Source organism: Sphingomonas radicis, assembly GCF_051400635.1.
Taxonomy (GTDB): domain Bacteria; phylum Pseudomonadota; class Alphaproteobacteria; order Sphingomonadales; family Sphingomonadaceae; genus Sphingomonas.
In genome coordinates this window covers 1-25,693 of the sequence record NZ_JBLFFG010000001.1, presented here as the reverse complement: position 1 = coordinate 25,693, position 25,693 = coordinate 1, and the positions used below count along the sequence as shown (strand labels likewise).

Annotated in this window: 20 protein-coding genes; 13 read left to right on the top strand and 7 right to left on the bottom strand. The window is 66.7% G+C overall.

The genetic code is table 11. The annotated features are described in order from the left end of the window. The first annotated feature begins 228 nt into the window (after positions 1 to 228). Positions 229 to 744 (top strand): hypothetical protein, encoded by a 516-nt coding sequence (locus ACMGDH_RS00100; RefSeq protein WP_436825888.1) that lies wholly within the window; start codon positions 229 to 231, stop codon positions 742 to 744. A gap of 413 nt (positions 745 to 1,157) precedes the next feature. Here ACMGDH_RS00100 and ACMGDH_RS00095 read toward each other — a convergent pair whose 3' ends face one another. Continuing rightward, on the bottom strand, positions 1,158 to 1,655 hold the full coding sequence (locus tag ACMGDH_RS00095; protein WP_436825887.1) for an immunoglobulin domain-containing protein: 498 nt from the start codon (positions 1,653 to 1,655) through the stop codon (positions 1,158 to 1,160). A 118-nt stretch (positions 1,656 to 1,773) separates the two neighbouring features. Here ACMGDH_RS00095 and ACMGDH_RS00090 point away from each other — a divergent pair, with 118 nt between their 5' ends. Beyond that, entirely contained in the window at positions 1,774 to 3,015 is a 1,242-nt protein-coding gene (locus tag ACMGDH_RS00090; RefSeq protein WP_436825886.1) for a multidrug effflux MFS transporter, read from the top strand. 80 nt (positions 3,016 to 3,095) lie between these two features. After that, on the top strand, positions 3,096 to 3,443 hold the full coding sequence (locus tag ACMGDH_RS00085; RefSeq protein ID WP_436825885.1) for a DNA primase: 348 nt from the start codon (positions 3,096 to 3,098) through the stop codon (positions 3,441 to 3,443). Positions 3,444 to 3,513: 70 nt separating this feature from the next. Here the strand turns inward: ACMGDH_RS00085 and ACMGDH_RS00080 are convergent, their stop codons facing one another. Then, positions 3,514 to 6,378: a TonB-dependent receptor gene (locus tag ACMGDH_RS00080; RefSeq protein ID WP_436825884.1), complete on the bottom strand. Its 2,865-nt coding sequence runs from the start codon at positions 6,376 to 6,378 to the stop codon at positions 3,514 to 3,516. Positions 6,379 to 6,722: 344 nt separating this feature from the next. Between ACMGDH_RS00080 and ACMGDH_RS00075 the strand changes: the two genes are divergently transcribed. Beyond that, entirely contained in the window at positions 6,723 to 8,231 is a 1,509-nt protein-coding gene (locus ACMGDH_RS00075) for a tryptophan halogenase family protein (protein ID WP_436825883.1), read from the top strand. Continuing rightward, the gene (locus ACMGDH_RS00070) at positions 8,228 to 9,691 is read left to right on the top strand and encodes an FAD-dependent oxidoreductase (protein WP_436825882.1); all 1,464 of its coding nucleotides are present in this window, start codon (positions 8,228 to 8,230) and stop codon (positions 9,689 to 9,691) included. Before ACMGDH_RS00075 ends, ACMGDH_RS00070 begins: the two co-directional genes overlap by 4 nt. A 17-nt stretch (positions 9,692 to 9,708) precedes the next feature. Here ACMGDH_RS00070 and ACMGDH_RS00065 read toward each other — a convergent pair whose 3' ends face one another. Continuing rightward, on the bottom strand, positions 9,709 to 10,449 hold the full coding sequence (locus ACMGDH_RS00065) for a FadR/GntR family transcriptional regulator (RefSeq protein WP_436825881.1): 741 nt from the start codon (positions 10,447 to 10,449) through the stop codon (positions 9,709 to 9,711). Between the two features lie 184 nt (positions 10,450 to 10,633). On the opposite strand from ACMGDH_RS00065, the gene ACMGDH_RS00060 reads away from it, so the two are divergent. From ACMGDH_RS00060 to ACMGDH_RS00050, 3 genes are read left to right on the top strand one after another with little or no spacing between them, the layout of a single operon-like run. Beyond that, a complete protein-coding gene (locus ACMGDH_RS00060; protein ID WP_436825880.1) occupies positions 10,634 to 12,265 on the top strand; it encodes a sodium:solute symporter family transporter in 1,632 nt (543 codons plus the stop codon). Beyond that, positions 12,259 to 13,131, top strand: a complete 873-nt coding sequence (locus ACMGDH_RS00055; RefSeq protein WP_436825879.1) for a 2-dehydro-3-deoxygalactonokinase — start codon at positions 12,259 to 12,261, stop codon at positions 13,129 to 13,131. Before ACMGDH_RS00060 ends, ACMGDH_RS00055 begins: the two co-directional genes overlap by 7 nt. Then, positions 13,128 to 13,754, top strand: a complete 627-nt coding sequence (locus ACMGDH_RS00050) for a 2-dehydro-3-deoxy-6-phosphogalactonate aldolase (protein WP_436825878.1) — start codon at positions 13,128 to 13,130, stop codon at positions 13,752 to 13,754. The genes ACMGDH_RS00055 and ACMGDH_RS00050 overlap by 4 nt, the downstream gene beginning before the upstream one ends. Positions 13,755 to 13,787: 33 nt before the next feature. Here ACMGDH_RS00050 and ACMGDH_RS00045 read toward each other — a convergent pair whose 3' ends face one another. The 3 genes from ACMGDH_RS00045 to ACMGDH_RS00035 are packed head-to-tail and all read right to left on the bottom strand — an operon-like array spanning position 13,788 to position 19,639. Further along, on the bottom strand, positions 13,788 to 15,236 hold the full coding sequence (locus tag ACMGDH_RS00045; RefSeq protein ID WP_436825877.1) for an efflux transporter outer membrane subunit: 1,449 nt from the start codon (positions 15,234 to 15,236) through the stop codon (positions 13,788 to 13,790). Next, positions 15,233 to 18,421: an efflux RND transporter permease subunit gene (locus ACMGDH_RS00040; protein WP_436825876.1), complete on the bottom strand. Its 3,189-nt coding sequence runs from the start codon at positions 18,419 to 18,421 to the stop codon at positions 15,233 to 15,235. The genes ACMGDH_RS00045 and ACMGDH_RS00040 overlap by 4 nt, the downstream gene beginning before the upstream one ends. A gap of 6 nt (positions 18,422 to 18,427) precedes the next feature. Next, entirely contained in the window at positions 18,428 to 19,639 is a 1,212-nt protein-coding gene (locus tag ACMGDH_RS00035; RefSeq protein WP_436825875.1) for an efflux RND transporter periplasmic adaptor subunit, read from the bottom strand. A gap of 368 nt (positions 19,640 to 20,007) precedes the next feature. On the opposite strand from ACMGDH_RS00035, the gene hisS reads away from it, so the two are divergent. The 4 genes from hisS to ACMGDH_RS00015 all read left to right on the top strand — a co-directional run bounded on the left by hisS (position 20,008) and on the right by ACMGDH_RS00015 (position 24,391). Next, positions 20,008 to 21,252 carry a histidine--tRNA ligase gene (gene hisS, locus ACMGDH_RS00030; RefSeq protein WP_436825874.1) on the top strand — a complete coding sequence of 415 codons (1,245 nt, stop codon included), beginning with the start codon at positions 20,008 to 20,010 and terminating at the stop codon, positions 21,250 to 21,252. A gap of 113 nt (positions 21,253 to 21,365) precedes the next feature. Continuing rightward, on the top strand, positions 21,366 to 22,439 hold the full coding sequence (gene prfA / locus ACMGDH_RS00025; RefSeq protein ID WP_436825873.1) for a peptide chain release factor 1: 1,074 nt from the start codon (positions 21,366 to 21,368) through the stop codon (positions 22,437 to 22,439). 69 nt (positions 22,440 to 22,508) lie between these two features. After that, positions 22,509 to 23,366, top strand: a complete 858-nt coding sequence (gene prmC, locus ACMGDH_RS00020; RefSeq protein WP_436827188.1) for a peptide chain release factor N(5)-glutamine methyltransferase — start codon at positions 22,509 to 22,511, stop codon at positions 23,364 to 23,366. Positions 23,367 to 23,623: 257 nt separating this feature from the next. Then, positions 23,624 to 24,391, top strand: coding sequence for a DUF4167 domain-containing protein (locus ACMGDH_RS00015; RefSeq protein ID WP_436825872.1), 768 nt, complete (start codon positions 23,624 to 23,626; stop codon positions 24,389 to 24,391). A gap of 105 nt (positions 24,392 to 24,496) precedes the next feature. Here the strand turns inward: ACMGDH_RS00015 and ACMGDH_RS00010 are convergent, their stop codons facing one another. After that, positions 24,497 to 24,796 (bottom strand): hypothetical protein, encoded by a 300-nt coding sequence (locus tag ACMGDH_RS00010; RefSeq protein ID WP_436825871.1) that lies wholly within the window; start codon positions 24,794 to 24,796, stop codon positions 24,497 to 24,499. Positions 24,797 to 24,861: 65 nt separating this feature from the next. Between ACMGDH_RS00010 and ACMGDH_RS00005 the strand changes: the two genes are divergently transcribed. Further along, complete coding sequence (locus ACMGDH_RS00005; protein ID WP_436825870.1) at positions 24,862 to 25,290, top strand: CBS domain-containing protein; 429 nt, start codon at positions 24,862 to 24,864, stop codon at positions 25,288 to 25,290. Positions 25,291 to 25,693 lie beyond the last annotated feature (403 nt).

Below are 25,693 nucleotides of genomic sequence, written 5' to 3'. Positions count from 1 at the left end.
GTTTCCCAATGTCCGAGATCGGGTGGTAAGCGGCTGGTCCGCTTTCGAATTTGCGGATCGAGTTAGCGGCCGCGAGGCTCGGCCCTCTGATACAGCCAGCCCTCCGCAGTACGTGCGTCTACAAACGGGAGGAAGTCCCTCGATTTGACAACCAAGGCCTCACCTATGCGCTAAGCCGGATCGTCACTACACCCGTCACGGCGAGCAGCGGAATTTGAGGAGAGCGTGATGCGTCATTGGACTTTGTCGGCGGCGATCGGATCTGCGATCTTGATCTCTAGCTCAGGCTCAGCCAGCCCGGCGCAAGGTGTTGTTTCAGGCAGCTATGTCCGCGACCCGGAACGGAGCGACGCCGCCTTTCAAGCGATCGAGAGCGCTATTGCCGGCCTTTCCAACGCCAAGCGCCCTCTCGCTCGCATGAGGCTGCGCAAGTCCATTGCTACAAGTAGATTTAGACTCTCGAGTTCAGGAGGTCGATTCTCGATCAAGTACGATGACAAAACACCTATTATCCTTTGGATCGGCGGAGAGCCGATCAAGTGGAAGCTCGTGGAAGATCTTGTTTTCGATGTGTCGGCAAAAGCGAATGGTGAAGCCATTTCGCTAACCTTCCGTGGGGAAGACAGCGAGCGGACCACAGTGTATCGTAGCGCTGGGCAGCAGTTGGTGGAGGATACTACTATCATCAGTCCACTGCTCTCTACACCAATTAGCTATAAGCTCGTCTATAATCGAGAGACCTGACAGGATCTACGAGTCGACTTTCTGGTGAGAAGCCGTTGAACGGTCTTCGTCTCGTAGGTGCGGATGCCGGTCCAGATGATCTCTCCAGCGTCTGCTTTGAGGCGCGCTACGATCGTGATCGAACGGCAACAACTGGGGCGGAAGCCGAGATCGCAAATCCGCTGGCAAAGTAGGATTTGTTCTGCTTTCGTTCGTCGGTGAGCGACCGGCCTGATCTTGACTCCACATCCTTGCACCGGGCGAGTCAATCGCCTCGCGTATACGCGATTCGAGTCAAGCACGAGTCAATCGGCGATGCTCTCCAACGACGCCAAACCCGCAGAAATCCGCGGTTTTTCAATCCAACCAAAAGGTTGGATGCTGCCAGATCGTTCAACCGCCCGGTTGAATATCGGATCGGCGCCGCCGGGGCTCTAGTTGCTCAGTCGCAGCTGCCCCTTGGCCTTGCCATCGCCGTCGGGGGCAAGCGCGAGCGTGAAGGGATCGCCCTCGTCGGTGGTTCCCTTGAGCCCGGTTCCGTCGGCCTCCACCTTGAAGCCCTTGGCCGTCATCTTGTCGCGGAACCACGTCTGCACCGCGGCCGGGGCGGCGGGGCTGGTGAAGGCGACTTGCACCTCCCCCTTGTCCTGCGTGCCCGCCTGCTCCTGCGCCTCGACGTTCAGGTTGGTGATCTTCGAGCCGGGGTAGAGATTGACTCCGTTGATGTCGAAATCCTCGGCGTCGATGTCGATCTTGGGCAGCTTGATCGCGCCTTCGAAGCCGGGCGCCCTGATCGCCATCTGGCCGTTGGCGTCGGTGCTGACCACGGCATTGCCGTCTTCGGAATTGGCGTTGATCGAGATGCTGGTGCCCGATCCGTCGCAGGCGGCGAGCGAAAGGCAGGCGAGCGGCAGCAGGGTGGCGAGGCGCATCGGCGCTCCTTGTGTGTATTAGATAGCTACATCACTAGGCGGTGCGGTGCCGGGGGTCAAGCAGCGGCGGCGCGCAAAGGGGGTGACGCGCCCGCGCCGATGCGGCATTGGCCGCGCCATGGATCAGCCCGCCGGAAACCTTGCGACCGAAAGCGCGAATCGCGCGCCGCTCCGCTTCGGCGAGTTCGTCGCGCTGATCGCCGCGATGATGGCCCTCACCGCGCTGGGGATCGATTCGATGCTCCCGGCGCTGCCCGCGATCGGCGACAGCCTCGACGTGGCCCAGGCCAATCACCGCCAGTTCGTGGTGACTTCCTATCTGATCGGCTTCGCCTTCGCGCAGCTGATCTACGGGCCGCTCTCGGATCGGTTCGGCCGGCGCCCGGTGCTCGGCTTCGCACTCGCCGCCTATGTGGTGACGAGCGCGGTGGCGGCGGTCTCGGGCAGCTTCGTGCTGCTGCTGATCGCGCGCGCGGCGATGGGCGCCGCCGCCGCCGGCGCGCGCGTGGTGACCGTGGCGCTGGTCCGCGACTGTTTCGCCGGGCGGGCGATGGCGCGGGTGATGAGCCTCGCCTTCATGGTGTTCATGGCCGCGCCGATCCTCGCGCCCGCCTTCGGCCAGGGGATCCTCTCGGCCGGGGGATCGTGGCGGATGATCTTCTGGGGCGTCGGGATCGTCTCGGCGGCGGTGGCGGCATGGTTCTGGCTGCGCATGCCCGAGACGCTGGCCGCCGATGCGCGCCAGTCGCTGCACCCGGCGCGGATCGCGCGCGACTATGCGCTGGTCCTGCGCGATCGCTATGCGGTGGGCTATACGCTCGCGAGCGCCTTCCTGTCGGGCGGGCTGTTCGGCTTCATCGGATCGGTGCAGCAGATCATGGAGGATGTGTTCCACCGGCCCGAGCTGCTGACGCTCGTCTTCGCGGCGGTGGCGAGCACGATGGCGCTAGGATCGTTCCTCAATTCGCGGATCGTGATGCGTCTGGGCACCCGGCGCATCTCGCATTCGGCGCTGGTGGGCGTCGTCGGCTTTGCGGGCATCCATCTGCTCGTCGCCGAATTGGGGGGCGAATCGCTGTGGACCTTCGCGATCCTCCAGGCGCTGATGATGGCCTGTTTCGGACTCGCCACGTCCAACTTCTCAGCGATGGCGATGGAGAAGATGGGCGCGATCGCAGGCACCGCGTCGAGCCTCCAGGGCTTCGTCACCACGCTGGGCGGCGCGCTGATCGGCGCGGCGATCGGCCAGATGTTCGACGGGACCACCGTGCCGCTCTACGCCGGCTTCGTGGCGGTGGGGGTGCTGGCCTTCATCGTCGTCGCGATCGCGGAGCACGGGCGGCTTTTCAAGCCGAGCTGAGGGAACGCAAGGCCCGGCATCGCCGTTTCGTTACGCATCGCGGGGGCATCGGCTGCTCCCGGACCAACGAGAGGCAGACGATGGGCGGCCATCAGATACCCGCGACGGGACCCAATGACGACGGCTGGGACGAGGACGGCTATGACGAGAGCCAGCGCGCCGAGATCATCGAGGCGACGCAGGACGGCCCTAGCGACGGGACGATCCTCACCGACATCCCGGTCGATCTCGGCGACGACGATGAGGATGATACCGACGAGCTGACGATGGTCGACGACGAGATCGGCGAGGAGGACAGCGACGTCGGCCTCGACGAGGAAGATATCCGCGAGGATGACGTCCAGGACGATTTCGACGACGAGGAGATTGAGGAGGAAGATCTGGACGAGGAGCTCGACGACGGCGACGATGTGGCGCTCGAGCCCTGAGCCCTGAGGCTGAAAGAAAAGGGCGCCGTTCCCGAAGGAAGGCGCCCTCTGCTTGCCCGCGGCGGCGGGACTACATCTTGAAGCGTGCGCCGACCAGGAAGGTGCGGCCGTAGTGGTTGTTCTCGTAGTTGCGGCGGGTGTCCACATCCACCCAGCGCTCGCGATAGGCATCGGTGAGGTTGGTGCCTTCGACCGAGAGTTCGACCCAGTCGGTCAGCTTGTAGCGGAGCGAGGCATCGACGTTGGTGATCGCCTCATAGCCTTCGAAGATGTTGCCCGTCGCCGAACCCTGATCGTTGAAGGGGCCGCGGTAGCTGACCGAGGCGCGGGCGCTGAAGCGGCTGTCCTCATAATAGAGGGTCGCGTTGAACTGCTCCTTGGACAGGCCATAGAGCGTGTCCTCCCGGGTGACGGTGGGGAAGGAACCGCCGGGAGTCGTGACCGGACCCTGCTGGGTGTAGACTGCCGAGGAGTCGACGAAGGTGGCATTCACAATGCCCCCGAAGTTCGACAGAAAGCCCGGCAGGAAGCGGAACGGCGCCTGGAGAGCGATTTCGATACCCTCCAGCGTGGCGCCGGTGCCGTTGCCCGTGGTCGAGATCGTCCAGATCCGCTGCGACTGCAGGGCAGGATTGAGCGCAGCCGGCGACGAGGGGCTCAGCACCGAGGGCGAAAGCCCCGTCTCGGTGAAGCTGCCTTCCTCGGAAATCGCGACCGGGAAGCTCGCCACGTCCTTCTTGAACCACGCCACCGACAAGGCCGATTGCGGCGCGAAATACCATTCGACCGCAACGTCGTAGTTGGTGGCCCGGAACGGCTCGAGATAGGGATTGCCGCGCGTGATGCGGTAGTTGAACCCGTCCGCCGAGCCGCCCGGAGTGAGATTGCCCAGCGACGGCCGCGTCATCACCTTGGCGATCGCGCCGCGGATGATGATGTCCTCGGTCGGATAGATCGCCAGGTTCATCGCCGGCAGCCAGTCCTCATAGTCGCGCTCGACCGGCGCGACATTGGTGATCGCGTAGGAGGTCTGGTCGGTGCGCACATAGCGCATGCCGGCGTTGAAGGCGTAACCCACGCTGCCGAACTCGCCCTTGGCGTCGAACTGGAGATAGCCACCCGCGGTCTCTTCCCGCACGCCGCGGTTGTTGCCCGCATCGGGCGTCGCCGGCCGGTCGTACAAGCCAGTGAACGCGGCGGCGGCATCGAGGTTCGGGACCAGCCATTCGGTGGTCGTGCCCTCCGGTGCCCCGGCGCGGCGCAGCGTGAACAGCTCCGAAAGCGCGCTCGTCACCGGGAAGCCGTAGACTGCCGACGGTCCGAACGCGGATGAGGGCGAGCAGGTGATCGTGCCGAGCACGCGGTCCAGGCCGCCGTTGCCGCACACCGCAGTGTCGCGCGTGAAGGCAGTGATGTCATAATCGTAGCGCCGCCAGACCGCGCCGGCCTTGACGGTCAGCCCCTCGGCCGCATCCCATTCGGTACGAAGCTGCGCGGTGCGGAACTGGTTGACCACGTCCGATGGGCGATCGCGGATCTCGGCGAGCTGGAAGCTGGCCGGATCGGTGACGCTGGTGCCGAAGGTCAGCGTCGGGTGCATCATGTCGCTATAGTCGTAGCGATAGCCCTGGGCATCGCGATCGTCGAACACGATGGTCGTCTCGATCGGCACCTTCGCATTGGATTTCGAATAGCCGCCGAGCAGCGTGAAGCGGAAATCCTCGCCCAGATCCTGATCCCAGGTCGCGCCGATCTGGTAGAATTCGGTCTCGGACTTCTTCAGGAAATGCTCGGTGCGGACCCAGGCGTCGTTGAGCGTCGCCGCGATCATGTTGTTGTTGTCGTCGTAGACCGGATCGACGACGTTGATCGAGCGCTCGTTGGAGCGCAGCAGCACTTCGCCCCATTTCTCGCGACGGTCGGCCTTGAACTTGGAGTAGAGGCCGTCGATCGAGATCTTGGTTGCGTCGGACGGCGACCACTGAACGCTACCGGTGAGGCCCAGGCGCTCGCGGTGATGCGCGATCTCGCCGTAGCGCGGGATGCGCGGGTGGAAGGAAAGCGCAGCCTCGTTGCAGGCGGCGCTGGGAACATAAGTGCCGCCGCTATTCGCGCTGGTCCAGCACGGCGTGCCATTGACCGAATCGAACCGTGCCTGCGCCCAGCGGACGCTGTTGTTGCCCAGCTCCAGCGTATTGCTCTTCTGATAGGCGGCGGAGATCGACGCGCCCAGCGTGCCGTCCGCGGACTTCCAGCCGATCAGGCCGGCGAAGCGCGGTCCCCAGGTTTCGCTCAGATCATTGTAGCTCGCTTGCGCGGAGCCGACGAAGGTGAAGCCCTCCTTGCCCGCCAGCGGATTGCCGGTGTTGAGGTCGACCACGGCGCCGAGCGAGCCTTCGTCGAGCGAAGCTTCCGCGGTCTTGTGGACGACGATCGAGCTGAAGAGCTCGGAAGCGAAGACGTTGAAGTCGAACGCGCGGTCGCGGTTGGATGCGGCGCCGTCGTTGCTGGTGGTGATCGTCTCGAGCCCGTTGACGCGCACGCGGGTGAACTGCGAGCCGAGCCCGCGCACCGTGATCGCGCGGCCTTCGCCGCCGTCGCGCTGGATCGAGATGCCGGGGATGCGCTGCAGCGATTCAGCCAGGTTCTGGTCGGGGAATTTGGCGATGTCCTCTGCCACGATCGCATCGACCGCGGACACCGACTCACGCTTCACATTCAGCGCGGCTTCGAGCGACTGGCGGAAGCCGGTGACGACGATCTCTTCGGCAGGCGGAGCATCGCCCTGTGCGGATGCATCCGCCGCCGGCTCGCCCGCCGCGGGATCGGTCTGCGCCGCGGCGGGCATCGCGAGCCCCAGCGCAAGCGCGGCGACGGATACGCCGCCCAACCCGCGGACAATCGACTCAAACCGAACAGAAACTGAAGTGCGCATCCCTACCTCCATGCGTCGCGAACGCGACAATTGCCTTCGTCTGCGCACTGGCGTGCGCGGGGTCCGAATTGCGGGAGGTGTCGAATCCAGCAGCTGTTTTATCCTCCCGTAGAGGCGGCCATTCTTGCGATGGTCTCGCCGCCGGCTCTGCTGGTAACCGGTGTCAGCGCCCGGGCTATCTTCGGCTCCATTCGTTGTCAACCAAATGCTGACACCGGTAGCATTCTGCGGCCGAGCCGTTGCACTGGTGCCACAAGCGCCGGTTTGGTCGCCCCCCGAAAGCCACGCATCCGGGCTGGCCAGCGTCGGTTCGGATGGCCTAAGCTGGTGTCCGGAGGGGAGTAATGGGGGACGGGCGCAAGCGCGTAATAGTGGTTGGCGGCGGAACCGCCGGCTGGATGGTCGCGGCGGCGCTGGGCCGGCTGCTGCCGCAGGCCTGCACCGTGCGGCTGGTGGAATCGGCCGAGATCGGAATCGTCGGGGTGGGCGAGGCGACGCTGCCGCATCTGCGCGCCTTCCTGCAGACGCTGGGGCTCGACGAGGCCGAGTTCATGGTCCGCACCCACGCCACGTTCAAGCTGGGGATCGAGTTCCGGGACTTCGGCAAGCCCGGCGATCGCTACCTCCACCCTTTCGGCGCCTTCGGCCAGCCGCTTGGCGACGTGCCGTTCCTCGCATGCTGGCTGCGCGCACGCGCGGAGCGGCTGACCGGGGAGGGTATCTCCGCTTTCTCGGTGGCCGATGTAATGGCGCACGAGCGGCGCTTCGCTAGGCCGACCGGGGAGCCGGGCGCGCTCGCCGCCGCCTTCGGCTATGCCTATCAGTTCGATGCGACGCTGTTCGGGCCGTATCTGCGCACCGTATCGGAGCACATGGGCGTGGTGCGCACGGAAGGGCGCATCGTCGCAGTCGAGCGCGATGCCGAAAGCGGAGACGTCGCTGCGGTCGCGCTCGAAAACGGCGAACGGATCGAAGGGGATCTCTTCGTCGATTGCTCCGGATTCCGCAGCTTGCTGCTCGGCGACGCGCTCGGCGAGGAATGGGAGGATTGGTCGCACTGGCTGCCGTGCGATCGTGCGGTCGCGCTGCCCTGCGCTTCGCCGCCCGGAGAGATCGAGCCGTTCACGCGCGCGACTGCCATGTCCGCCGGCTGGCGCTGGCGCATCCCGCTCCGGCACCGCGTCGGCAACGGCTATGTCTATTCGAGCGCACACCTTTCCGATGATGCGGCCGCCGATGCGATCCTCGCGGCGATCGAGGGGGAGCCGCTCGCCGATCCGCGCGTGCTGCGCTTCCGGGCCGGGCGGCGCCGGCGGAGCTGGTCGCACAATGTGGTCGCGGTGGGGCTCGCCTCGGGCTTCCTCGAGCCGCTCGAATCGACCAGCATCTATCTGGTCCAGGCAGCGATCACGCAGCTGCTCGAGCTTTTCCCGATCGGCCCGGTCGAGCCCGCCGACCGCGACGAGTTCAACCGGCTGGTGGACTATGAATATGATCGGATCCGCGACTTCCTGATCCTTCACTATCACGCGACGAGCCGCGCCGATTCGGGCTTCTGGGATCATGTTCGCACCATGCCGATCCCCGACAGCCTGGCTGCGAAGATCGAGCTTTTCCGGCGGGCGGGGCGGATCGAACGCTACACTCAGGGGCTTTTCTTCGAGCCGAGCTGGATATCGGTGCTGATCGGACAGGGCGTAGTGCCGCAGGGCTGGGATCCGCGCGCCGACGCGGTGCCGGAGCGCGTGCTGGCGGGCGGGCTCGAAGCGCTGCGTGACGGGATCGCCGCCACCGTCCGTGCAATGCCCGGCCATAACGAGGCGCTGGCCGGCCGGAAGGCGCCTGTGCCATGAGCGACCGCACCATCCGCAGCATTGCCGTGCTCGGCGGCGGGATCGTGGGGCTTTCGGCGGCCGCTGCGCTCGCTCGCACGTTTCCTGCCGCGCGGGTGGAGTTGGTGGAGACCCCCGATGACGCGGCGGCGCTCGCGGACCGGCTGCCGGGGAGCACCACCGCGGTCCACCGCTGCCACGCTTCGATCGGGCTCGACGAGCAGCAGCCGGTGCGTGCGGGCGCCGCGACGCACCGTGTGGCGCTTCGCTTCGAACGCTGGTCGGCGAACGGCGAGACCTGGTTCCACCTTCACGGCGATCACGGCCACGCGGCCGGAACCATCCCCTTCCACCAGCTCTGGGCGCGCGCGCGCCGCGCCGGGCAGGCGACGGCCTATCACCGCTATGCAGGGGCGGGCGTGCTCGCCGAAGCCGACCGCTTCGTCCATCCCCAGGCCGATCCGCGCTCGCCGCTTTCGAATTTCGACTATGCGCTGCGGCTCGATCCCGGTCGGTACCGTGCGCTCCTCGGCGAAGTCGCCGATCAGATGGGTGTCGCGCGCAGCCGGGGTGAATTCGGCGGCATCGAGCAGCGCGAGGACGGCGGTGTAGCGGCGCTGCTGCTCCGCGACGGCCGGCGGATCGAGGCCGACCTGTTCGTCGACGCGTCGGGCCCGTCTGCGCGCCTGCTCACTGCCATCGCCGACCGGTTCGAGGACTGGAGCGGCTGGCTGCCCTGCGATTCGGTGTTGCTGGGCGCGGCGGCATCCGGTGCGCCGGCCCCTTGCGACACGATCGAAGCGATGCCCGGCGGCTGGCGCTGGCATGCGCCGGCGGGTGAGGGGACGATGCAGGGGGCCGTCTATGCTGCGCGCCACCTGGCCGATCCACGTACGGCCTTTGGCATCGATGCCGATCCGATGACGATCCGGCCGGGGTTTCGGCCCGAGCCCTGGGTCCGCAACGTGGTCGCGATCGGGGACGCGGCGGCGGCGGTCGATCCGCTTCACTGGATGCCGCTCCACCTGGCGCATCGGGGCATCGCCCGCATGATCGAACTGCTGCCGGGGCGCGATTGCCACCCGGTCGAGATCGCCGAGCACAATCGTCGCGCGCGGCTCGAAGTCGAGCGCGTGCGCGACTTTCTCGCGCTCCATTATCACCGCTCCGGCGTAACGCAGGGGCCGCTATGGCAGGAGGCAGCAAGGGCGCCGGTGCCCGACAGCCTCGCCCATACGCTCGCGCAGTTCGAGCGCCGAGGCCGGCTGCCCGAACATGACGAGGATTGGCTCGATCGCGAATATTGGCTCTCAGCGCTTTTCGGGCTGGGCGTGATCCCGAGCGCCACGACGCCCGCAGCCGAGGCCGTGAATGCTGCCGCCGCGGCGAACGGCATGGCGCAGATCGCGGCCGGCCTTGCGCAGCTCCCCGCACGCGTTCCGCCCTATCCGGACTATCTGGCGAAGATGCGCGGGGGCTGAGGCGGCTCGGGGGCGTCTCAGCCGGCCTGCTGCGCTTCCTGGTCGATCAGGTCCAGCACATCGGCGATCAGCGCGCGCATCGCCGCGCGCGCTGCCTCGGGATCATGCGCGACGATCGCGTCGCGCACCGCCGCGTGATCGGCGACGCTCGCGGTACGGCCCTTGATGCGGTTGGTGAAGCGGATCGAGGTCCTGAGCGCAGTCGCCACCATGTCGCGGAACTGGGCGTAGAACGGGTTCTGCGAGGCGTGCAGCACCGCGACGTGGAAGGCGATGTCCGCCTCCAGCGGATCGTCGTCGCCCCGCTCGGCGGCTTCCATCCGCTTCAGGCCCGCCGAGATCCGCTGGAGATCCGCCTCGCTCGCAAAGCGCGCCGCGAGCGCCGCCGCTTCGGGCTCGATCGCGACGCGAAGCTGGTTGAACTGCTTGAGCAGATCGACCGAGAATTGCCGTTCGAGCAACCAGCTCAGCACGTCGGTGTCGAACAGGTTCCACGCGGCGGCGGGGCGCACCACCGTCCCCTGGCGCGGCCGTGCGCTGAGCAGACCCTTGGCGGTGAGCATCTTCACTGCCTCGCGCGTCACCGATCGGCTCACGCCGTGCAGCTTCGCGAGTTCGGCCTCGGTGGGGAAGGGTTCGCTCTCGTAGCGGCCGGTGACGATCGCGCGGCCCAGGCTGTCGAGCAGGCCATAGGTCAGGTTGCGGCCAAGCTGCGGCTTGCCGTCTGACGCACCGAGCCTGGGATATCCGCCAGCCATCTTCCCCTCCATGGTTGCATCCGGAGTTCCGGCTCCGGCCGCTTATATTCCCTTGTTATCGCAGTGCTGCTGCTGGACAAGGGCAATAAATACGATAAATGAACTTCCCAAGGCCGCACACCCACAGGGGCGCGCCCGGGCGGGAGGCGGGAATCATCCAGGCGCCCGGCAAGGGGAGGAAGCGATGAGTCTCTCGCAGATCGATCTGATCGTGGTGATCGCCTATGCGATCGGTATCTTCGGCCTCGCCCAATGGGTGAGCCGCGAGAAGGCGGGCCATACCAAGGACACGTCGGACTATTTCCTCGCCTCCAAGTCGCTGCCCTGGTGGGCGATCGGCGCCTCGCTGATCGCGGCGAACATCTCGGCCGAACAGATCGTCGGCATGGCCGGTTCGGGCTATGCGATCGGCCTCGCGATTGCTTCCTATGAGTGGATGGCGGCGCTGACGCTGCTGATCGTCGGCAAATACTTCCTGCCGATCTTCCTGAAGAACGAGATCTACACGATGCCGCAGTTCCTCGAGCAGCGGTTCGGCCGCGTGCTCCCGGTGCTGATGGCGGTGTTCTGGCTCGCGCTGTATATCTTCGTGAACCTTACTTCGATCATCTGGCTCGGCTCGATCGCCGTGAACAAGGTCGCGGGCGTCGATCAGACCGCGGCGCTGATCGCATTGGGCGGGTTCGCCTTGCTCTATCAGCTCTACGGCGGCCTCAAGGCAGTGGCGCTGACGGACATCGTCCAGGTCACGCTGCTGGTGATGGGCGGTCTCGTCGTCTCCTATCTCACGCTCAACCAGATCGGCGGCGATCAGGGCGTGCTCGCCGGCTTCGGCGTGCTCACCGAGCGTGCGCCGGCACATTTCGACATGATCCTCGCGCAGGATAATCCCTTCTACAAGGATCTGCCCGGCATCGCGGTGCTGGTCGGCGGCATGTGGATCGCCAACCTGTCTTACTGGGGCTTCAACCAGTATATCATCCAGCGCGCATTGGCCGCGAAGAACCTCGGCGAGGCGCAGAAGGGCGTCGTCTTCGCCGCGTATCTCAAGCTGCTGATGCCGGTGATCATCGTGCTCCCGGGCATCGCCGCGGTGGTGCTCGCCCCCGAGCTGGCCAAGCCGGATGAGGCCTATCCGACGATGATGAAGCTGCTGCCCCCGGGCCTGCTCGGGCTCGTCTTCGCGGCGCTGATCGCAGCGATCATCGCGTCGACCGCCTCCAAGATCAACTCGATCGCCACCATCTTCACGCTCGATCTCTACGCCAAGGCACGCGGCATCAAGACGCGCGGCGAAGATAATGTCGCGAGCGTTGAGGGGCAGGAGAAGCACCTCGTCCTCGTCGGCCGCGTCGTCGCCGCGATCGCCGTGGTGATCGCGATCATCGCCGCCCGGCCGTTGATCGGCCAGTCGGACCAGGCCTTCCAGTTCATCCAGGAATTCTCGGGCTTCTTCACGCCGGGCATCACGGTGATCTTCCTGCTCGGCCTGTTCTGGAAGCCCGCAACCGAAGCCGGGGCGATCGTCGCCGCGCTTACTTCGGTGCTGCTGTCGTACCTCCTCAAGATCGGCATCCCTTCGCCGTTCCTGCCCGATGCGCTGAACGATTATCTCTTCCCGTTCATGAACCGCATGATGTTCGTGTTCGTGGTGAGCCTGTTCCTCGCGATGGTCGTCTCGCTGTTGTTCCGCGGCCGCGGCGATGCCAATCGGGTGACGATGGAGGGCGTGACCTTCCGCACCTCGGGCGCGTTCAACGTGGCCGGGATCGGCGTGATCCTGATCCTCATCGCATTGTACGCGACCTGGTGGTGAACTTGGCAGGCCCGTTCCTCGCTATCGATTGGGGGACCACCAATCGGCGCGTCTTCCTGATCGAGGGTGGCGATGTCGTCCGCACCGAGCGAGACGACAGGGGTGTGACTTCAGTGCAGGATTTCGTCGCCGAGGCTGCGGGGATTCGCGCCCGCTTCGGTGATCTGCCGATGCTGCTGGCGGGGATGGTCGGCTCGAACATCGGCTGGCAGCTTGCGCCCTATGTGCCTGCGCCGGCCGGCATCCCGGAGCTTGCCGCCGGGCTGCTGTGGATCGACGCACGCACCGCGATCGTCCCCGGTATCTCGACGCAGGTCAGCGGGCGGCCCGACGTGATGCGCGGCGAGGAAGTCCAGTTGCTCGGTGCCGTCGAGGCGGAGCTGGTGCCGCTCGACGCGCTGCTCGCCCAGCCCGGCACGCATTGCAAATGGGTCGAGATGGCCGGAGGCCGCGTGGCCGACTTCACCACTGCCATGACCGGCGAGTTGTTCGCGCTGGTTCGCAAGCACGGGCTCCTCGCCGCGCAGCTCGGTGCCGACGTGACGCTCGGGCAGGCGTTCCTCGACGGCGTCGAGGAAGGCCGGCGGCAGGATCTCGCCGCCTCGCTGTTCGGTATCCGCGCCGCGAAGATGCTCGGGGTCCGCGACGATGCCGATGCCGCCTCCTTCGCCTCGGGCCTGCTGATCGGCGCCGATGTCGCAGCACGGCTCGGACGCACTGATCACGACGCTGTTCACATCCTTGCCGATCCCGTGCTCGGCGGTCTCTACGCGGCGGCAGTGGAAGCACACGGCCGGCGCGCCCATATCGTGGACAGCCACGCCGCGTTCGTCGCGGGAATCATCGCTATCGGGAACCACTCATGAGTCATGTTGCCGCCTTCGACGCCGCCTTCGCCCGCTGCCCGCTGATCGCGATCCTGCGCGGTGTGAAGCCCGACGAGGTCGAGGGTATCGGTGAGGCGCTGGTCGAGGCAGGCTTCACGCTGATCGAAGTGCCTTTGAATTCGCCGCAGCCATTCGACAGCATCGGACGTCTGGCGAAGCGGCTCGGTGACGGGGCTGTGATCGGTGCAGGCACGGTGCTGCGCGTCGAGGATGTCGCGGGCGTTCGCGATGTCGGCGGCACGATGATCATCTCGCCCAACGCCAATACGCAAGTGATCCGCGCGAGCGCGGCCGACGGCCTTGTCTCGCTCCCCGGCATAGCGACGCCGACTGAGGCCTTCGCCGCTCTCGATGCGGGCGCGACGGCGCTCAAGCTCTTCCCCGCCGAAGCCGCGAGCCCCGCAGTGCTCAAGGCAATGCGCGCAGTGCTGCCCTCGGGCACGCGCGTGCTGCCGGTGGGCGGTATCGCACCCGATAACATGGGCCCGTGGCGCGAGGCCGGCGCACCCGGCTTCGGGCTAGGCTCGGCGCTCTACAAGCCCGGCCTCACCGCCGCCGAGGTCGGCGCCAACGCCCGCGCCTTCGTCGCGGCGCTCGGCTGACTGACGCCCCTCTCCCCCTGGGAGAGAAGCAGCTCAGCGTTCGCCGCTGCCCGCGGCGACTGGTCCCTGGGCGGTCGGCTCGAGCAACGAATCTCCACCGAGCGATCGATAGAGCGTCACCAGATTGGTTGCCTGCACCAGCCGCGTCCCCACCAGCGTGCGCTGCGCCGTATAGAGCGAGCGCTGTGCGTCGAGGCTCGACAGGAATGGCTCGATCCCGCCGCGGTAACGCGCTTCGGTCAGACGATGGGTATCGGTTGCCGCATCGGCCTGCGCACGGGTCGCGCGGAGCTGCTCGGTGATCGTCCCGCGCCGTGCCAGCGCATCGGCAACATCGCGGAACGCCGTCTGGATCGCGCGCTCGTAACTGGCGACTGCCGCTTCGCGCTGTGCCTCGGTCAGCCGGACATTGGCCCGCGCCGCTCCCCCGCTGAAGATCGAGTAACCCGCGTCGGCGCCCGCCGACCAGTTGAACCCGCCCCCTTCGAACAGCCCGGTGAGAGCGTTGCTGGCCAGCCCGAGCAGCCCGGTGAGCGAGATCCGCGGGAACAACGCTGCGCGTGCGGCGCCGATCTCGGCATTGGCGGCGCGGAGCTGATATTCGGCCTGCACCACGTCGGGCCGGCGCAACAGCACGCCCGAGTCCAGACCGGCGGGAAGCTCTGCGACCGTCGGAGCCGCTTGCTCGATTGAGCTCGGCAGCAATGTCCGATCTATGGGGCCACCGACGAGTAGCTCGAGTGCGTTGACGTCCTGTGCCAGCGCGGTGGTCTGCTCGGCGACGTCGGCGCGCGCGCCTTCGAGAACTTGTTCGGCCTGGCGCAGGTCGGTGCGCGGCGCGATGCCGCCCTCCAACCGCGCGCGGGTGAGCCGCACGCTCGATTCTGCGTTGGCTACGGTGTCCTTGGCGATGCTGAGCAGGCTCGCGTCGGCCGCGTGCATCAGCCACGCCTCTGCGATGTCCCCCACCAGCGCCAGCCACACTGCGCGCGCGCCGGCCTCGGTCGCGAAATAGCGGTTCTGCTCGGCGCGCGTCAGCGATGCGACGCGGCCGAACAGGTCGAGCTCGAATCCGGTGATCGCCAGATCGGCGGTGAAGCTTGTGCGTGCGCTCGTGTCGCCGCCGCTGGTCGTGCTGCTGCGGTTGCCGCCGAGCACCGTGGCGCCGACGCCACCCGTCACTTCGGGCAGGCGCGCGGCGCGCTGGATGCGATATTGCTCGCGCGCGACGCGGACGTTCGCGGCGGCAACGCGCAGATCGCGATTGTTCGCCAGCGCCTGCGCGATCAGCGCCTGCAGCCGTGGATCGCGGAAGATGTCGCGATAGGTGACCGCGGGCAGGCTCGCCTCGCTCTGCTTGAGATAGGCGTCGCCCACCGGCCAGGACGGCGGGACGGGTGCCGCCGGCTGGACGTACTTGGGCTCCATCGAGCAGGCGCCGAGCGCCGTTGCAGCGAGCAGGATCAGGGCCGCGCGCCTCATGCCGAGGCCTCCGATACGGTGCCTCGCCGCCGTTCGCGCAAGGCTTTCAGCCCGTCACGCACGCCGCGGCGGACGAGCACGAAGAACAGCGGGATGTAGAAGATCGCGAGTATGGTCGCGGTCAGCATCCCGCCGATCACTGCGGTGCCGATCGCGATGCGGCTGTTCGCGCCCGCGCCGGTCGAGATCGCCAGCGGCAGCACGCCGAAAATGAAGGCGAGGCTGGTCATCAGGATCGGACGGAGGCGGATACGTGCCGCCTCGAGCGCCGCTTCGATCACGCGCTTGCCCTGTTTCTCCGCGGCCTCGGCGAATTCGATCATCAGGATCGCGTTCTTGGCCGCGAGCCCCATGGTGGTGAGCAGCCCGATCTGCAGATAGACGTCGTTCTCCAGCCCGCGGAGCGTGACTGCGAACACCGCGCCGACGAGCCCCAGCGGAATAACGAGCAACACGGCGATCGGGACCGTCCAGCTCTCATAGAGCGCAGCCAGGCAGAGGAAGACGACGAGCAGCGACACCGCGTATAGGAACGGCGCCTGCCCAGACGACAGCCGCTCCTGATAGGAGAGACCCGACCACGCAACGCTGGTGCCCGGGATCTGCGCGGCGAGCTCCTCCATCCGCTGCATCGCCTCGCCCGAGCTCTGCCCGGGTGCGGGCTGGCCCTCGATCTCGAACGCCGGCACGCCCTGGAAGCGCGAGACGGTGGTCGGCGTGGTCGCCCAGCTCGTGCGTGCGAAGGAGGAGAAGGGGGCCATCTGCCCGTCGCCGGTGCGGACGAACCATTCGTCGATGTTGGACGGCGCCGCACGATATGGGGCATCGCCCTGGACATAGACGCGCTTGACGCGGCCGCGATCGATGAAATCATTGACGTAGCGGCCGCCCCAGGCGGTCGAGAGGGTCGTGTTGACGTCGCTCTGCGCGATGCCCAGCGCGGCGACCTTCTGCTGATCGATGTCGACGTTAAGGGTCGCCACGTCGGGAAGATCGGTGAGGCGCACGGCGGCAAGCACCGGATCGGCATTGGCCGCTGCGATCAGCTTGTCGCGCGCAGCGGCGAATTGCTCGCGCGACATGCCGCTCGAATTCTGGAGCTGCATCGTGAAGCCGCTCGACTGGCCGAGGCCGCGGATCGCGGGCGGAACGAGCGCGAAGACCTGCGCGTCGCGGAAGTTGCGGAACGCGCTGGTCGCCCGCTGCATGATCGCGTCGGCGCTGTTTTCCTTGCCCTTGCGCTCGTCCCAGTCGGAAAGATTGAGGAAGCCCTGGCCGGTGTTCTGCCCCGATACGCCGCCGCCCCCGCCGCCGGCGACGGTGAACATGGTCGAGACGTTCTTGCCCTCCTGCTCGCGGAAATAGCGCTCGACGGCCTGCTGGACCTCGGTCGTGCGGGCCTGGGTGGCACCCGCGGGAAGGCGGAACTGCACGCGCGCGGCGCCCTGGTCTTCGGTAGGCAGGAAGCCGGTCGGCAGCCGCATGAACATCAGCACCAGCAGCGCGCAGGTCGCGGCGAAGATCAGCAGGAAGATCCACTTGCGATCGACGACCTTGGTGACGGCGCCCACGTAGCGCTCAACCCCCGCATCGAAGCGGTTGTTGAATCCGTCGCGGGCGCGGGCGAAGAACTGCCCCACCTTGGGGAAGCGGCGTTCGATCCAGCCCTGATGCTCCTGGCTTTTCTGCTTGAGCAGCGTCGCGGTGAGCGCCGGGCTCAGGATCAGCGCGACAAATACCGAGAGCACCATCGCCGAGACGATCGTCACCGAGAACTGGCGATAGATCACCCCCGTCGATCCGCCGAAGAAGGCCATCGGCAGGAACACCGCCGAGAGCACCAGCGCAATCGCGACCAGCGCGACCTGGATCTGGTCCATCGACTGGATCGTCGCCTCGCGCGGAGTCATCTCCGGATTCTCGTGGAGCAGACGTTCCACATTCTCGACCACCACGATCGCGTCGTCGACGAGCAGGCCGATCGCGAGCACGAGCCCGAACAGCGTCAGCGTGTTGATCGAGAAGCCGAGCACGTAGAACACCGCGAAGGTGCCGAGCAGCACCACCGGGACTGCGATCGTCGGGATCAGCGTCGCCCGCCAGCTCTGGAGGAAGACGAACATCACGATCACCACCAGGATGATCGCCTCGATCAGCGTCTTCACCACTTCATCGATCGAGAGCTGGATGAAGGTGGTGGTGTCGCTCGCGAAGGCGAATTCGAAACCCTGGGGGAAACCGCGGGCGATCCGCGTGACTTCGGCCTTCACCAGCTCGGCGGTCTCGAGCGCGTCGGCGCCCGGCGCCAGGCTGATCGCGATCCCTGCGCCCGGATGACCGTTGACGCGGCTCACTGCATTGTAGCTTTCGGCGCCAAGCTCGACCCGCGCCACATCGCTCAGCAGCACCGTGGCGCCGCTCCTCTCTGTCTTGACGATGATGTTGCGAAACTGCGCGGGCGTCTGGAGCCGCGACTGGGCCGTCACGGTCGCGTTGAGCATCTGGGTGTTCGGCTGCGGCTGGCCGCCGATCTCGCCCGCCGCGACTTCGGTGTTCTGCGCCTGGATCGCGCTGATGATATCGCTCGGCATCAGCGAATAGCTCGCCAGCCGATCGGGGTTCAGCCAGATCCGCATCGCATAGGGCGCGCCGAACACATTGGTGTCGCCCACGCCCCGAATGCGCGCGAGCGAATCCTGCATGTTAGACGCCATCCAGTCGGACACGTCCTGATTGGTGCGCCGATCGGTCTCGTCATAGACCCCGACGATCATCAGGAAGTCGGGGTTCGACTTGGTGACGCGCAGCCCCTGCTGCTGCACCTGTTGCGGCAGACGGGTCAGCGCCTGCTGCACCTGGTTCTGCACCTGCACCTGGGCGATGTCCGGATCGGTGCCCTTCTCGAAGGTGGCGGTGATGTTCACCTGCCCGCGCGAGGTGGAGGTCGAGCTGAAATAGAGCAGCCCGTCGATCCCGGTGAGCTGCTGCTCGATCACCTGGGTGACGCTGTTCTGCACCGTCTCGGCAGAGGCGCCGGGGTACGAGGCGCGGATGTTCACCTGCGGCGGGGCGACGTCGGGATATTGTGCGATCGGGAGCGAGAAGATCGCGCCGATCCCCATCAGCATGACGATGATTGCAAGGACCCAGGCGAAGATCGGTCGGTCGATGAAGATACGCGACATGGAAGCTCAGTTGCCCTTCGCCTTGGCCGCGCCGCCTTGCGATTGCTGCTGCGCCTGAATGCGCTGCGGCGTGCTCGCCGGCACTGGCCGGATATCGGCGTCGGGGCGCAGGCTTCCGGTCCCCTGCACGATCACCTTGTCGCCGGGCGCCAGCCCCTGCGTCACCACCCAGTTTGCGCCCTGGGTCCGCTCGGCGATCACGGTACGCGCCACGGCCTTGTTGCCCGGCCCGACGACATAGACCGTCGCGTTGCCGCGCGGATCGCGCGAAACCGCTGCCTGCGGCACCAGGATCGCGCTCGTGTTGATCGCCTGATTGAACACTGCGCGGGCGAACATGCCGGGGAGCAGCAGTCCCTCGGGATTGGGGAAGCGCGCGCGCAGCGTGACGGTGCCAGTGTTGGCATTGACCATCACTTCGGAGAATTCGACCGTGCCGGCATGGCCATAGTCGCTGCCGTCCTCGAGCTTGAGGCGCACCTGCGCGCTGGCCGGCGCGACGCCGCCCTGTGCCAGCGCTTTGCGCAGCGCGAGCATATCGGCGCTCGATTGCTGGATATCGACATAGATCGGGTCGAGCCGCTGGATCACCGCCAGCGGATCGGCCTGGTTGGTGGTGACCAGCGCGCCTTCGGTCACCAGCGTGCGGCCGATGCGGCCGGTGATCGGCGCGGGCACGCGCGTGAAGCGCAGGTTGATCTGCGCGCTCTGGAGCTGGGCGCTGTTCTGCGCGACCGCGGCTTGCGCTTGGCGCGCCTGCGCCGCAGCGTCGGTATAATCCTGCTTGCTGACCGCCTCCATCTCGGCGAGCGGCCGGTAGCGATCGGCGCGGATCCGCGCGGCCTCGGCAGTGGCGCGCGCGCTCTGCAGATTGGCCTGCGCTTCGGCCGCCGCGGCCTGATAGATGCTCGGGTCGATCTGGTAGAGTGTCTGCCCGGCGCGGACGATCGATCCCTCGCGGAACAGGCGCTTCTGGATGATGCCGGCGACCTGGGGCCGCACCTCGGACATCTGGAAGGCAGTGACACGGCCCGAAAGTTCGGCGGGCACGGGTACGTCGGTGGCCTGCACCACCACATAGCCGACCTGCACCGGGCCCGATTGTCCGCGGCCCTTCTTCTCGGCCTCGCCGCTGCCGGCGCAGGAAGTGAGAATCAGCGCCGTCGCCAGCAGGGCGAGGCGCGTCCGGTTCGAATGCGTCGAAAGCTTCAGCTTCAATTCGTAGATCCGCTCTGCGCGCCCGAACGGGCGCCGTTCAGTCCGAAACCCGCCATAGGCCGCGGGCCGCGCGGCTTCTATCGAAGAAATGTATCAGAATATGTCAGAAAGCGCGAAAGGCCGCCTCCCGCGGGGGAGACGGCCTTTCCATTGCCGGCCGCTGCGGCGAGCGGCAGCTTTTGGTGCCTCAGGCGGCGGCTGCGCCGGGGCGAGCCGAGGCCTGAACGGGCGCCGCAGACGGCAACTGACAATGAGACATCGGATCACCTCCTTCCATCTTGTTGAACGATCACGGGAATATGGGAGGGGTGCGGGGGATTTAAAGATAGTGGCGAAACCCCCGCGAACCCCTTAGTAACCCGCCCGCAATGGCACGTATCGAAACCCCCAAGCGCATCCGGGGCACCCAGGACATTTTCGGCGAGGAGCAGCGGCGCTTCGCGCAGGTGCTCGACACGTTCGAGCGCGTCCGCAGGCTCTATTGTTTCCAGCGGCTCGAGATCCCGATCTTCGAGGCGACGGGCGTGTTCGCGCGCTCGATGGGGGAGACCAGCGACGTCGTCTCGAAGGAGATGTACACCTTCGAGGACCGCGGCGGCGATTCGATCACGCTGCGACCCGAATTCACCGCCGGCATCGCGCGGGCCTATATCACCGAAGGCTGGCAGCAGTTCGCGCCGCTCAAGCTCGCGACCGCGGGCCCCGTGTTCCGCTACGAGCGCCCGCAGAAGGGCCGTTTCCGCCAGTTCCACCAGATCGATGCCGAGATCATCGGTGCGGCGGAGCCCGCCGCCGACGTCGAGCTGCTCGTCCTCGCCGACCAGCTGATCCACGAGCTCGGCATCGCCGAAGGGGTGACGCTACAGCTCAACACTTTGGGTGACGCTGCAACGCGCGACGCCTGGCGTGAAGCACTGGTCGCGCATTTCGAGAAGCACCGCGGCGACCTTTCCGAGGACAGCCTGACGCGGCTCGACAAGAATCCGATGCGCATCCTCGATTCGAAGGATCCGCGCGACCGGCCGATCGCCGACAGCGCACCCGACATCGACGCGTATCTGACCGAGGAGGCTGCGGCCTTCTTCAAGGCAGTGACCGACGGGCTCGACGCGGCGGGGGTGAAGTGGACGCGCAACAGCCGGCTGGTGCGCGGGCTCGACTATTATCGCCACACGGCATTCGAGTTCGTCACCGATCGGCTCGGCGCGCAGGGCACGGTGCTCGCGGGCGGGCGTTATGACGGACTGATCGGCTCGCTCGGCGGGCCCGAGACTCCGGGCGTGGGCTGGGCGGCGGGCGTCGAGCGGTTGGCGATGTTGATTGCGGAGCCGGCGGTCGAGAACCCTGACGTGATTCTGGCAATTGAGGACGATCACGCGATTGGTGACGGGCAGCGGCTGTTGAAGGCGCTTCGTGCGGACGGGCTTTCCGCAGATATGATCGCCACGGGATCGCCGCGGAAGCGCTACGACAAAGCCGCGAAGATTTCGGCGAAGGTGCTGGTCTCGATCAATCGCAGGGACGGCGAGACCGTCGTCAACGCCCGGTCGGCAACCCCCACGGAGGTGCTCGATCACGTGCAAGCGATCCTGCGCCAGCTCGGGGGGGCATAGGTCATGCGCAACTTCGTCATCCCGGCGGAAGCCGGGATCTCGTGCAGTATGCTGCTCGGGATCGGTTTGCCTCCTGAGACCCCGGCTTCCGCCGGGGTGACGAGTTCCTCGTCATGATCTCGATTCCCGCCGACCGCATTGCCGCGATCGAGGCGCGGCGCGATGAGCTTCAGGCGCAGATGGCCACCGGCGATCTGGCCGGCGACAAGTTCGTCCAGCTCTCGAAGGAATATGCCGAGCTCGAGCCGGTCGCCGAGGCGGCGGGCGAGGTGCGGCGGCTGCGCCAGGAGGCCGAATCGCTGGCCTTCATGACGCAGGATTCGGACGCCGAGCTGCGTACGATGGCCGAGGAGGAGCTCCACGCCAATCGCAACGCGCTAGAGGTGGCCGAACGCAAGCTCGCGCTCGCGCTGCTGCCGCGCGACGCCGCCGACGAGCGCCCCGCGATGCTCGAGATTCGCGCCGGTGTGGGTGGCGACGAGGCTGCGCTGTTCGCCGGCGATCTGCTGCGCATGTACCAGCGATATGCCGATCGCATGGGGTGGCGCGTCGAGCTGATCTCGGCTTCCGAATCCGAAGCCGGCGGTTTCAAGGAAATCGTGCTCGGCATCACCGGCGTCGGGGTGTTCGCCAAGCTCAAGTTCGAGAGCGGCGTCCACCGCGTCCAGCGCGTGCCGGCGACCGAGGCGGGCGGGCGCATCCATACGTCGGCAGCGACGGTTGCGGTGCTTCCCGAGGCGGAGGAAGCCGATATCAGGATCGACGACAAGGATCTGCGCATCGACATCTATCGTGCCTCGGGACCTGGGGGGCAGGGGGTCAACACCACCGATTCGGCCGTGCGGATCACCCATTTGCCCACGGGCACGATCGTCATCCAGCAGGACGAGCGCTCGCAGATCAAGAACAAGGCCAAGGCGATGAAGGTGCTCCGCACCCGCCTATATGAGGCCGAGCGCGAGCGGCTCGCCGCCGAACGCACCGGCGCGCGCCGCTCGATGGTCGGCTCGGGCGACCGATCCGAGCGCATCCGCACCTATAATTTCCCGCAGGGCCGCGTGACCGATCACCGGATCAACCTGACTCTCCACCGCCTGCCCGAGATCATGGAAGGCGAAATGGACGAGCTGATCGGCGCACTGGTCGCGCAGGACGAAGCCGACCGGCTGGCGCAGCTGGATGGGTGATTTCTCCCCTCCCGCTTGCGGGAGGGGCCGGGGGTGGGCGCCCGCCATCCTGCCGGCGAGCCGCGCGTGGTGAACGGGCGCCCACCCCCCAACCCCCTCCCGCAAGCGGGAGGGGGAGTTCGTGCGGCCCTTGCCGCCGCCACTCGCCAGCTCAGCGCCGCCTCCGACACGCCCCGCCTCGATGCCGAGCTGCTGATGGCGCACGCGCTGGGTGTTAGCCGCGAGCAACTGCTGCTCCGCCACCTCGACGACAACATTCCCGACAGTTTCGACGCACTCGTCCGCCGCCGCCTCGCGCACGAGCCTGTCGCCTATATCACCGGCACCCGCGCCTTCTGGACGATCGACCTCCAGGTCGGCCCCGGCGCGCTCGTCCCCCGTCCCGACAGCGAGACATTGATCGAAGCTGCGATCGCCTATTTCGGCGACCGGGCTCCCGCCACCATCCTCGACCTCGGCACCGGTCCCGGCACGCTGCTGCTCGCCGCGCTCGATCAATGGCCCGATGCGCGCGGGCTGGGTGTCGACGCCTCTGAAACCGCGCTCGGCTATGCCCGCGCCAATGCCGACCGGCTCGGAATGGCCGCGCGCGCCGTGTTTCGCCTGGGTGACTGGGCCGAGGGGCTGGACGAACGGTTCGATCTGATCCTCGCCAATCCGCCCTATATCGGGACCGACGAGCCGCTTCCTCCCGAGGTGCGCGACCACGAACCTGCCTCCGCGCTCTTCGCCGGCGCCGATGGACTCGACGATTATCGCCGCATCGTCCCCCAGCTTCCCGGTCTGATTGCCCCCGGTGGCTGCGCGCTGCTCGAGATCGGCCATACCCAGGCCGGAGCAGTTTCTTCGCTGGTGCAGCAACATGGGTTAACGCCCAGCGTCTATAAGGATCTGGGCGGGCGTCCCCGCGCGATACGGCTCACTTGAATGCGGGGCGCACGACCCCATATTTCCGCTTGGAGATTGGTGCGGCACGGGCTAAGAACAGCGCCGGGGCAAGGCACTTTCAACCAAGTCGTTGAAATTTGGGGCTGTGGCCCACTCCAACCATGCGAGCCGCTGCAGTCCGGCGGCCGTGGCGGGCGGTAGCGCCGGGATCCGGCGCATGCCGCAATTGTAACGTGCATCCGGGACCCCGAATTGGATCGACGGACGGCTTAAACAGACAGGACAGACAAACCTTGATGAACAATCGTCAAGCCGGCCGCCGTCGCGGCCGCGGCGGACAGCAGCGCCAGGGCGGCGGCAGCCCCAACCCGGGCAACGGCAACCGCATCGACAATCGCGCGCGCGGCAATGCGGCGCAGCTGCTCGAAAAATACAAGAACCTCGCCCGTGACGCGCAGATGCAGGGCGATCGGGTCAACACCGAATATTATCTCCAGTTCGCCGATCACTATTTCCGCGTGCTGAGCGAGACCCGCTCGCGCTTCGAGGAGCAGAATCCGCAGCGTCGCCAGCGCGACGATGCAGACGGCGAGGACGAGGATTTCGAGTTCGAAGCCGAGGGCAACCGCGTCGACGAGCCGCGCGAGGAGCGTCAGCAGCGCGAACCGCGTCAGGATCGCGAGCCGCGCGAAGGCCGCCGCGAGCGCGAAAGTCGTGAGCGCGACGATGGACGCCGCAACGGCCGCGCCAACGGCAACGGCAATGGCAATGGCTATGCCAACGGCCATCGTTTCGAGAACGAGGACGAGGGCGTCGATGCTTCGGCTCCCGAGCCCCGTCGCGAAGAGAGCGAAGAGCGTCAGGATCGCGAGCCGCGCCGCCGCACCCGCACGCGTCGCGAGACGGCCCCGGCCGAAGCCCCGCAGGGCATTGATGCCGCAATCCTCCCGCCTGCTTTCGGGATCGAGGCGAATGCCGATGCCGATGCCGAGGAGGCGCCCAAGAAGCCGCGTCGCCGTCGCGTCGCCAAGAGCGACGACGTCGAGGCGCCGCCAGCGGCTTGATCTCCGGTTAACCGCGTCGGGTTAGCCCTTCGCGCTGAACTGCAAGCATCCTCCTCCGGAACGGCCCCGGGGGAGGATGCTTTGCGTTGGACGGCCTTTTGGGGGCTAATCGAGCTCGATCTCGTCCCGCAGCCTATCCTCGACGCGTTCGTCATGGCCGCTCCCCGAACTCAGGAACATCAGCCCCATCAGGGCGGCTGTGAGCATCATCGTCAGAAACACGCCCAGGAAGGTCGCGCTTGCGGTCACGAAGTTGAGCTCGCCGAGCGACCAGTAGAGCAAGGCTTCCGCCACCAGTGCCGTGATCAATGAGACCAGTGCCATCCACCCGAGGATGCGGCGGAACCGGCCCCAGGCGAAAGCCGCATATTCGGGATCGTCCAGATCGCGCCGGTCCTCGTCCATGGTTTTGCAATTGGGTGCGATTCGTGGGAGAAACAACCGCCTGAACCCGAACGTGGAGACGTGCGATGACGATCGCGGCAATCCTTGGGGGAAAAGGGCACGAAGTGGTCTCGATCGACGGAGACCGCTCGGTGGCGGACGCGGTCGCGCTGCTCGCGTCCCGCCGGATCGGCGCAGTGCCGGTGATGGACGGCACCCGGGTGGCCGGGGTCTTTTCAGAACGCGATGTGATCTACTGCCTCGAGCGCGAAGGCGCGGTGGCGCTCGATCGGCGGGTCCGCGAAGTGATGACGTCGCCCGCGATCACCGTTGCGCCGGACGATTCGGTTCTGGGAGCGCTCTCGCTGATGACGCAGCGGCGGATCCGTCACTTGCCCGTGCTCGAGAACGGCCGGTGCATCGGGATCGTCTCGATCGGCGACCTGGTCAAATACCGGATCGACCGGATCGAGTCCGAGGCGGAGGCGATGCGCGCCTATATCCAGACTGTTTGAGCGTGCGTTGTGGGTGAAGGCACGGCCTGCACGAGGCGAGTCGAGCGCCCGATTCGATCCGGCACCGCTGATTCGTCTGCACCGGCCTTCATACGGGCCCGGAACGTCGGCACGGTGAAAACCATGGATTTCTGCGGATTTCGGCGTCTGTTGCAGGAAAAAGACAGAAAATTCCAAATGCCTGTTGACGCCTGCGAACCCCCCACATATATGCCCCTTCACCGCGGCGCTGCGGGCCACTGAAACGGCCCACCAGCGACACGGTCATCAAAAACTAGGCGCCAGGTCGCCCCGAGAAAAAGGGGAAGGACAGGGCGTCGGTCTTTTGCGCTCTTTGAAATTGTTGAATAGATGAAGGGACATGTGGGCGGCGGCTCGGTGTCTGGGCGGCTTCTGGGCGTCT